This window comes from Albidovulum sp., assembly GCF_049646345.1.
Lineage (GTDB): Bacteria > Pseudomonadota > Alphaproteobacteria > Rhodobacterales > Rhodobacteraceae > Albidovulum.
Genome location: NZ_JBARVQ010000007.1, coordinates 1 through 3,465, shown reverse-complemented (window position 1 = coordinate 3,465; position 3,465 = coordinate 1). Strand labels below are relative to the sequence as shown.

Here is a 3,465-nt window from a genome sequence, read left to right as displayed (position 1 = left end):
GAACGAATTCCGCCTACTCCGTCGTCGATCATAGTCTCAGCGCTGGCGGCGCCCGCGTTCGCGGGACCGATTACGCAGACACAACCAGACTGAACATCGAGCCAGCTGACTATACCGCGGAAGGTGCAGTCTGGTCGGGCAAGAAACCGAAGTATAGTGCTGTGACGGAAGAGGGCTCCGCGATGCCTGGCCTGCTCGCTGCGGGGACATATTCCGAGTCAACCGCAAGGTTCAGCGGCACCAGTGCCGCCGCAGCGACGGTTAGTCGAGAGTTGATCCTCGAAGCACTTGGGATACCGGAACACGAGCGTCTGCCGACATTCACCGTGATAGATGAAACCCAAAAGCGGCGTTTGGGCGATAAAGTCTTTCTCCAAACGCCGGCAAACCGATCACATAGGTCAGGGTAACAGAGCGGGCATTCCCGAACAGGCGGCCTCCCAGACGGCTTCCAAAAGATCGTCTCGATCCGGGCTTGCGAAATCTTCCTCTTTTGCGCTGGCCGGATCCAGCAATGCTGTCAATGCCTCAAAACTCAACTCGCCATACTGCTTGTCTTCACCCTCCTTTTCCTCTTCAGTCAGTTGTTCCAGCACATAGGTATATGTCGATTTCGCGCCGGACAGATAGTTCACAACCGCTTCTCCGACCGCGATGCCGAGCACGGCGCCCGCCACGCCATCATGAGGGAAATGCACTCCGGCAATTGCGCGGTTGTCGGCGATCCGCGAGGCAATCCTCAGCAACAGGGCCGCGGGCGCCGCAGTATCTTTCGCCGCGGCCAGCATAGTGAAGACACTGCCACCTTGTTGTTTACATTGCAGCAATCCAGCCAATACCGTCGCTATGGCAAAGGCTTCGGTCGCATGCCCGGACGGCCAGGTTCCGTGTGTCGGCGTTTCGATCACCGGCATTACTTTCGATGAATACTGCGAGGGACGCGGCAGGTCGAAATGGTACTTTAGCGGGAACTCAATGTACCCGCACAGGCGGACTACAGCCTCGAGTAGTTCAAAAGCCCATTCGCCACGCGCTGCGTCAAGTTTCAAAGAGGATGCAAAATAGGACGTGATATCGTCCTGCTGGACACGGATTTCGTCCAGACGGTCAGCCCGCAGATCTGCATAGGACCGGACGAATTTAAGCTGAGAACCCTTGAACACGTCGTGATCGGGGCTTTCCAAGGTAACAAGCGGCTGAGCATTCCCGTGTTGGTCCGGTTTGAGAAAGAGACAAATCACCTCATTTCCTCTCGGCCTGAAATTGCAAAACAGCCTGTCGTCAATCAGCACTTCGCGCGGGATCGACGCCAAGGCGTCCAACCGTTCCAGGTGCTTTTTCTTAGAGATAACCACAGGTTTCAGATCGGGCGTCCCGTCCCAATAGGGCAGGATCCCTTCACGGGTCACAAGTGTCGAGAACGACAGATCGACCTCATCAACCGATACTGTTTCGCGTCCCGCACGTCCTGCTCGCCCGGCTCGTCCTGCCCGGCCCGCCCGCCCGGCGCGTCCCGCACGCCCGGCCTGTCCAGCCAATACAGCCATATTCCCCCCTGTCTTTAACAACAACAATAGAACGACAATCGGGACGTCTAGGCGGTCGGTCAACGAGCAAGTTAGTTTCCGCAGGCCTAAGCACACCGAATTAACGGAAAGTTTGCGAAAGGTGGAAATCGAGGTAAGCTCTGTCGTCAACCTTGGGTTGGTTTCGATGACCAAACTGTTTCGAGTGCGTTTCTTCGGCACGTTTACGGTTTCTGCACCCGACGGGTCGGATGTGACGCCAAAAGGGAATAAGGTGCGTGGCCTGCTGGCGCTTCTTTGTGAGGCCGATGACATGCGGCGGGGTCGCCGCTGGCTTGCCGCGACACTTTGGAGTGACCGGAGCGCCGATCAGGCGAACGGAAGCTTGCGCCAAGCGCTGACAGATGTGCGCAACGCTCTCGGGAAGAACTCTGATGTCATGGCTGCTGATCGCGTCGATGTCTGGCTCGACAAGGAAAGGATCGAAACCGATCTGACCGATGCATCGCCGTTCCGGACAGAAGGCCGCGAGTTTCTCGAAGGCCTCGACATCCGGGACGAAGCTTTCAACGATTGGCTGAGAGACGCCCGGGCGCGCTACGCGGCAGAAGGTCTGGCAGAACCGGTTCGCCCGACGGGTAGTTCGCGAAGTATTTCGATCCGGGCCGCATTGTCGGAAAGTGGTTCGCCCGCCGCGCGGATTGCAGGTCTGGTGATCGCCGACGAGGTCGCGCAAACACTGGAAAACAGCTTGTCTGCGGTTCGACTTTCCGGCGGCCGCCGCTGCGGCGCGATGGATTCAGCCGATGTGGAAGTACGTTGCGATGTCGCCGAAGACGGAGAGCGGTCGGTTGTGTTCCTGCGTATTGAATCTTCCAAAGATGGACGCATTCTTTTTTCAGGGCATCGCAGTTTACGCGGCACGGCCTCGGAGGCCCTTTCGGCAGAGACGGTTACCGGGCTGGTTCACTCAGCATCATCGCGTCTGATCCACAGCCTTCCGCGCGCGCTAAAGCTTGATCGCCCTGAAGTCGCGGCGCTTGGCTACTCCAGCTTAGGGTTGTCAAGGCTATCAACGTTTACGGCAGAGGGGTTTTCCGACGCCCATGACCATTTTGAGAAGGCCTTCGAAACCGATCGAAACAGCGTATTCTTGGCGTGGCGTGCCTTTGTTCGCATGGCTCAGCTTGTTGAAGGTGTTGATGGGGACAGATTGGCCTGGATTGACGAAATCGAGGAGGTTACCCAGCAAGCTGTTCGGGACGCGTCGGGCAACGGATTGACCCTCGCTCTCGTGTCCCTGACGCGTATCATGCTCGAAGACGAGCTTGAGGGGCCCGCTCAACTTGCCCAACAGGCGATCCAGATGAGCGGCAACTCGCTATTTGCCCAACAGACTTTGGCTTTGGCCCACAGCGCGACAGGAGATGTAAACCGAGCCTATGCCTTGTCGCGAGCCTGCCAGATTGCAGATCCGGCCGACGAACTAGGGCACTTGTGGAGCCTCTATCACGCCTTGGTCTGCATTGCCGCAGGGCGCCTGGATGAGGCGCGGCTGTCAGCGGCCCGCTCCGCAACACTGGCACCAAGTTTTGTTGCACCGCGCAGGCAGCTGGTCGCCCTATGCGCACATGCCGGCGACCTGGGGGCCGCCCGAAGCCATTTGCGTGAACTGGCCCGTCTGGAAGCAGACTTCACACTGGATCGTTACCTGAACGATGACAGGTATCCAAATCTGACCCTTCGCAAAGCCGGCTTGATCAAGCCCCTGCGGGACGCACCGCTGGAAGATTGATCGGGTCTGACCGCGTTTTATCAGAACTCTCTCTCTTTTGACGTTTGCTTGGCGCCTCATTGGCGCTTGCCTGACGCCGACGGGCGATACTGCTGGGGATGTTTTCAAACGACGGAGCATTCAAATGGCACAAATGTCCACAAT

Annotated in this window: 2 protein-coding genes and 1 pseudogene; 2 read left to right on the top strand and 1 reads right to left on the bottom strand. The window is 57.9% G+C overall.

Features of this window, described 5'->3' with window-relative positions; all coding sequences use genetic code 11:
* A pseudogene (locus WBB85_RS00160) lies at positions 1-410 on the top strand (hypothetical protein); the annotation flags it as partial.
* Here WBB85_RS00160 and WBB85_RS00155 read toward each other — a convergent pair.
* Positions 402-1,547 carry a phosphatase PAP2 family protein gene (locus WBB85_RS00155; RefSeq protein ID WP_432636598.1) on the bottom strand — a complete coding sequence of 382 codons (1,146 nt, stop codon included), beginning with the start codon at positions 1,545-1,547 and terminating at the stop codon, positions 402-404. The pseudogene WBB85_RS00160 and the gene WBB85_RS00155 sit on opposite strands and share 9 nt — an antisense overlap.
* A gap of 121 nt (positions 1,548-1,668) precedes the next feature.
* Between WBB85_RS00155 and WBB85_RS00150 the strand changes: the two genes are divergently transcribed.
* Entirely contained in the window at positions 1,669-3,321 is a 1,653-nt protein-coding gene (locus WBB85_RS00150; RefSeq protein WP_432636596.1) for a hypothetical protein, read from the top strand.
* The last annotated feature ends 144 nt before the right edge of the window (positions 3,322-3,465 follow it).

What these genes read in the sequence shown, in the direction of transcription:
- WBB85_RS00155 (WP_432636598.1), bottom strand. Translation starts at nt 1,547, where the DNA reads ATGGCTGTATTGGCTGGACAGGCCGGGCGTGCGGGACGCGCCGGGCGG.